At 46.6% G+C, this 5,987-nt stretch carries 6 protein-coding genes and 1 pseudogene; all 7 read left to right on the top strand.

The annotated features are described in order from the left end of the window. Window positions 1-984, top strand: a 984-nt coding sequence (locus tag AB5Y85_RS16640; protein WP_368221826.1) for an AAA family ATPase, incomplete at its 5' end; no start/stop codon positions are given. A gap of 617 nt (window positions 985-1,601) precedes the next feature. Further along, complete coding sequence (locus AB5Y85_RS16635) at window positions 1,602-2,042, top strand: hypothetical protein (protein ID WP_139039452.1); 441 nt, start codon at window positions 1,602-1,604, stop codon at window positions 2,040-2,042. 464 nt (window positions 2,043-2,506) lie between these two features. Beyond that, the gene (locus AB5Y85_RS16630; protein WP_148140585.1) at window positions 2,507-2,830 is read left to right on the top strand and encodes a hypothetical protein; all 324 of its coding nucleotides are present in this window, start codon (window positions 2,507-2,509) and stop codon (window positions 2,828-2,830) included. Window positions 2,831-2,942: 112 nt separating this feature from the next. After that, window positions 2,943-3,200, top strand: a complete 258-nt coding sequence (locus tag AB5Y85_RS16625) for a hypothetical protein (protein ID WP_005346574.1) — start codon at window positions 2,943-2,945, stop codon at window positions 3,198-3,200. A 174-nt stretch (window positions 3,201-3,374) separates the two neighbouring features. After that, a pseudogene (locus tag AB5Y85_RS16620) lies at window positions 3,375-3,902 on the top strand (FAD-dependent oxidoreductase); the annotation flags it as partial. 62 nt (window positions 3,903-3,964) lie between these two features. After that, window positions 3,965-4,324 carry a DUF1971 domain-containing protein gene (locus AB5Y85_RS16615; protein ID WP_368221824.1) on the top strand — a complete coding sequence of 120 codons (360 nt, stop codon included), beginning with the start codon at window positions 3,965-3,967 and terminating at the stop codon, window positions 4,322-4,324. Window positions 4,325-4,354: 30 nt separating this feature from the next. Continuing rightward, on the top strand, window positions 4,355-5,968 hold the full coding sequence (locus AB5Y85_RS16610) for an IS1634 family transposase (protein WP_201991050.1): 1,614 nt from the start codon (window positions 4,355-4,357) through the stop codon (window positions 5,966-5,968). Window positions 5,969-5,987: the final 19 nt, after the last annotated feature.

The raw sequence follows: 5,987 nt of genomic DNA, 5'->3' as shown, positions 1-5,987 counted from the left end.
AATAGAATGTTAGCTTGGGGGGTTAGTGAGGGGCGGATTGCCAGTGAGCAAAAACCGATTTGGTTGTTGGACGAACTGATTGAGCAGGGTGATCAGTGGATCATCAATGGCGCCCCCAAATCTGGTAAATCGCTGGTCGCAACGCAGCTCGCATTGGCTATCGCCAGTGGAGGACAGTTCCTCAACTGGAGGAATCGAAATCCAGCACGAGTGTTGTATATGGATTTTGAGCTAAAAGATCGGTTGTTTTGGAAACGCTTTTTAACCATGACAGCACATAATAATGTGACTGACCAAACAATTGAGCGGAATTTTTTCCGGTGTGGTGATTTCCAGACAACGGATGTATTGGATCCTGTAGAGGCGAAAAAAATGATCTCCATCGTGAATGAGATCCAGCCTGACCTGATTATTTGGGATGTACTAGCCAGGATGCATACGGCGGCGGAAAATGATAATAGCATGATGGGCCAGGTGATGCGGTCCATCAGAAAAATAAGTCAGCCCGCAGCCCACATTGTTGTGCATCATGCAAGAAAATCCTCGCCAGGAGCGGAGGGTTACAACGCAGGCGCTGCTGGTATCAGGGGGGCATCATCCATTCATGGTGAGGCTGATGGCGTTATGTCACTAGCATTACGGGATGGGCAGGGGGCTAGATTCAGCCTCAGGTTTAGTTCGAGAGCGGTTGAAACTCCTGATGAGATTTTATTAAACCGAACAGAACATCTGATATTCGTCAGCGCGAATGATAGTGATAACAACACATTATTAACTTCCCTGAAAAAAGCTCTGAGTGGGCATACCTCAGTATCAGCAGCCGAGTTAGTGAACTCCTTTTGTGCGGAATTTTCCATACAGGAACGGCAGGCAAAAAACTATATCAGAAAATGCGTCGCAAATGCTTGGGTTCGGCGGGAGAGGAGGCCGGATAAAACGTATGAGTATATCGCCACAGATTTACTCACTGATGTGTCAGCCTAAGCACACAATATCTACCATCTGGATGCAAGCATGCAATGAACCTCTATCTATAAATAGATTGCATCCAGAATTACCCCCCTTACATATCCCCCTTTCATGCACAAGAGCGCCTAGTGCTGATTTTAGACATTGCATTTAAAATGCATTATGATGCTAAAATAAACAATTGAGCCTTTGTTTTCAAAATAAAATATGAATCACATTGAAAACAACTAGAACATGTCATTCAAGCATTGATGTCATTCTATATGCAGGAATTCGTCTGTTTATGTTCTGTTTAAGCCTCGTGTCTATTAAATCGAACGGCAAAAATGTTTTTATTTATATTGCTCTGCGAGCATATTATCCACATGTAATGACTACCGCATTAGCGATATTTACCATCCCATCCACATCCATTCTGTTTATGGGCATGTTATAGGTTAAATGTCGTTCAGCCAACACTCAAAAAGAGCAAAAAGCAACCAAGGGCAAAATTTGTACAATTATTTTTTCAATAAATAATCCCTTAGAAATCAATGACATGATCTTGATGTCCGCCTTGACAGTGGCAATCTCTCGGTTTACCGTGGGCTCATTCCTCGTAATTCACTAGCGTCCTACTGCGGAGAAATCTTATGGATGTTCAAATGACGGATGAAGAACTCATGGATAAAGCCGTTGATGCACTTGTCAATGCTTTTATTGTGATGTTTCGTTCGGTCGGCTATCCAGTCAGACCGTTGTATTACTCAGAAGGGGGGATCACCTTGGAGATCCGAGTGCCACCAACACTCCCTGATTTTATAATGAAAAAATACCCACGGTTTAGGGATGGATTCAGGGCGTGTCCATCAATAGAGTTGATCGGAATACCATATGAATGGCAGGGGTGTGGATTTTTCACAAAATTAGTTAATGCACTAGGTGCTGAGCCTAGTGTTGAGTGCGTCTGTATCTCATGCGTGACTAACGAGGTATTCTCACAGAAACTACAAAACAACCCTGAGTGGGAGCTTTTATATTATAGCGAATTATTTGATGTGAAAGGATTTTATAAGGTATTTAAGAGAGATTGACTATTCTAAGTTTCATTTCAACTACTTCATGTAGCGTCATCAAGCATGCTCGATAAAAGCTATTTTGTCAGCAGCAATCGTCAAGCGCACAAATATCTTTCTCCTATGCATTTTGCGGACCTACCCGTTGAGGTGTTGTTATAGCGCCGCAGGTGGCTCAATAATCGACTTTATGCAGGCACAGCATAGTCGGTAGCACCTTAAGTTAAAGGTTAGCCAGCGTGCGTTGCCGCATGCAATTGCATGCGGCATCTATTCCATTAGTTCAAGCCTACCTACCTATTTCATTGCAATAACATCAACGTCAGTCGGCAAGAGAGTAGTCCATAATGCGGAGATTAATACCGCGTGCAGGTATATATGAAAATATTAGAAAAATTATTATTAGGTTCATCTTCAATTATCTGTTGAATCATCTCAATAAGCCTGATAGCCTGTTGCTGAAATAGATTGCAGGGTGTTTTATGGATGAGGGATATAATAAAAAACTAATGATGGCCACTCAATCATTTAAAGATAGGGCATCAGGGAAAGCACTGCCGGATGGTGAAATGAATTCAGACAGGATATTTATCCTTAGCCCTACAGAACGGCGAGCCTGCTGCCGTGACATAGTGCCTGGAAACCAGCGGTTCTCGTTGAGCTCAAAGAAGCATGCCTGCTCAAAAAGACACATAGCAGCCCTATTTCGTATTGAGTTAATTGATTTTGAGAGTGAGTTTAGGAAAATTAATCGCCGCAAGAACATAAAACTAACCCAGCTCAAAGGAGGTGCTAACAGGGAATAAGTGTCACCTGCCACACACGAAGTTTTAATTTATTTAATTAAACACACAGGCGTTTCTATTTTTACGTCTGGAGCCTATTCACATCTTCCCTTGAAGGGAAATGGAGTAAATAATGAAAATTTTTGACGATCTTTTTAGGAGTATTGAAAAGCACAACGGCACTCGTTCAAGCGCTTTGCTTGCTCAAGCGATGGCATCTGCTTGCAGCGATCGCTACACTGTCTCATTAGCGTCGGTCTGTGCAGTTTTGGATTCTCAGAGTAAAGAGGTGTTTGACCGCCTGGTTCGGATTGCTCAGGAGCCCGATTTCTCCAATGCCGACCAGGACCGGGCCCTTGATAAGCTACGTGCTCTCGGTTTTATCGACTGAGTGAGGATCCTGATTACCCATTAATGATAGTCACATGGATCGATACTTTTATACACAGTTAGGGAAGGTGCTAACAAGTCACTTGGCACAAAAACACACCATTCTAAATTATTGATATTAAATGGCTAAACTTTTTAGTTTTGGCACATAGGGTACTTATTCGCACCTTCCCGAGGTATCAAGTCGATACAAAGAAGAGATGCCAACGAATCCTTTATGATAGAGCTCACTGACAGCAGTTTCAGTGAACAGGATCTTGTCATTTCAGCTATAGGTCTACAACCGAATCTATCCTTAGCGATGAATGCAGGACTGGCTGTTAAACGCGGAATTGTAGTAGATGATTACCTGAGAACATCGAGTGAGCACATTTATGCTCTTGGTGATTGCGTTGAGTGGAAAGGTGAATTGCGACCCTTTTTGCAGCCAATTGTTCTCGGTGCCAATGCATTATCTAAAACTCTGATTGGTAAGCCAACACCACTAACGCTTCCTCCAATGCTAGTGAAGGTAAAAACACTTCAATATCCTTTGCAGTTAGCTGGTAGAACCAAAGGTGCAGACCTTTCATGGCAGTTTAAGTGGAATAAAAATGGAATGGTCGCAGAAGCTCGCAGCGAGGATGGTGAAATGTGCGGCTTTGTCGTAGGTGGAGACCAAATGGGCGCTGCATTCCCACTTTTACGCCTTCTTTCTAGATGAATAATTGCTGGCTGAGCATATGCTCAGCCTTACTTAATTTCATAGGTTATTAAGGATAAAACATGTCGCTACTGCATAGTATACCCGCTCATTGGGTTGTTCGCCGTTCAACCCCATTTTTTACAAATGAAAACGTACCACAGGCTCTATTAACCCATCACAATACAGCTGCTGGCGTATTCGGTCAGTTATGTGTAATGGAAGGGACGGTAACATATTACGGTTTTGCTGATGAAACAGCAGAGACACCTGAAATTACGCTTGTAATCCGAGCCGGAGAGTTTGCAACCAGCCCACCTCAGTATTGGCACAGGGTTGAACTGTCTGAAGATGCTAGATTCAATATCCATTTTTGGGCTGAAACCGTCATTCCGCACCTAATTTTGGCTTTTTCAAAGCTTGACGGCGATCGGCCATTCTGATCTATTACTCTCTTTTGCAGGTAGATCATCATGGCCGCTCCCGCTATCTCTATCCGTAACCTCGATCACCTTGGTTTGGTCGCCGCACTCTGCCAAGAACTGGGCATTGCCCGCATGATCGATGCCGTGCTCCCCAAAACGCCCCCTTTCAAGGTCTCACATGGTCAAGCGCTGGTCGCCATGATAGTGAACGGCCTCGGCTTTCACAGCAGCACCCTGCACATGTTCCCGCAATTTTTCGCTAACAAGCCGGTTGAGCGCCTGATCGGCCCCGGGATCTGTGCTGATGACCTCAATGATGATGTGCTCGGGCGCTGTCTCGATGCCCTCTTCGACGCCGATGTCAGCACCTTGTATCAGGTGATGGCGGCGCAAGTCGTCGAGCGGCTGGGGCTCAAAAGCACCGCTGTGCACCTCGATATCACCAGCTTCCACGTCGATGGCGCCTATGACCAGGCCGATGGCGAGCAGACCGGCAAGCTGCAATTGGTGCGGGGTTATAGTCGAGATCATCGGCCAGAGCTGAACCAGGTTATTCTGGAACTCATCTGTGAAAATCAGGCCGGGCTACCCATCTACATGCAGGCCCTCAGTGGCAACAGTAACGACACCAAAGCCTTTGCCCAGACTGTTCGTCGCCATTTGAGCAGCCTCAAGGCCGCGCAGGAGAGCCGTTATCTGGTCGGTGATGCAGCACTGTACTGCGCCGAGACCTTGCAATTGCTGGAGCAACAGCAGCAACTGTTTGTCACCCGGGTGCCTGTCACGTTGAATGAGGCCAAGCAGGCCGTGGCAACGATTGGCACCCAGTCGCTGGTTGCGCTGGGCAATGGTTATCATGGCTGTTGGCAATCCGCCCATTATGCCGGCGTCGCGCAGCGCTGGATGTTGGTGCGCAGCGAACAGGCCAGCCATCGCGAGCAGCAGACACTGGCAAAAAACCTGCTTAAAGAGAGCACCCGCGAGCTCAAAGCCTTCGCCAAATTGTGTGCCCGACGCTTTGCCTGTCAAGCGGATGCCCACGCTGAGTTGAGCCGTTTTACCGCCAGCTTGATGCTGCTGCAACTGGATGCCGAAGTGGTAGGTGAACCCGTTTATACAGGACGTGGCAGACCCAAGAGTGGCGAAGAGCCAATTGGCCATCAGTTTCAAATCACTGGGTTGGCGGCAACTAGTCTGGCTTGCGTTGAAGAGGCTCGCAACCAGACCGGGGTGTTCATCCTGGCGACCAATGACCACAGCGATACGCTGACTATGGCCGAACTGTTGGCCACCTATAAAGCACAGCAGAATGTCGAGCGAGGCTTTCGTTTTCTCAAGAGCCCGGAGTTTTTAACCTCCTCACTGTACCTGAAAAAACCGGAGCGGATTGAAGCGTTGCTGATGGTGATGACCTGTAGCCTGATGATTTACGCAGCGTTGGAGCACCGGATCAGGCAGGGATTAGTGGCGCAGAACCGCAGTGTGGCGGATATGAAAAAAAAACCGACCCAGCAGCCGACGGCCCGTTGGATCTTTTTGCGCTTTGGTGGCATCCATGAATATCGACTGGGAGAAGCTCCGCCACAAGTAACGGAGCTAACAGGAGACCAGCAGATCATTTTGGAGGTATTGGGTGAGCGCTACCGACAAATTTATTCCTAAATCAGGTGCGGAATGTCGG

This window comes from Aeromonas sp. R3-1, from assembly GCF_040908345.1.
In the GTDB taxonomy this organism is placed as follows: Bacteria; Pseudomonadota; Gammaproteobacteria; order Enterobacterales; family Aeromonadaceae; genus Aeromonas; species Aeromonas veronii.
This window is presented reverse-complemented; position numbering and strand designations above follow the sequence as displayed.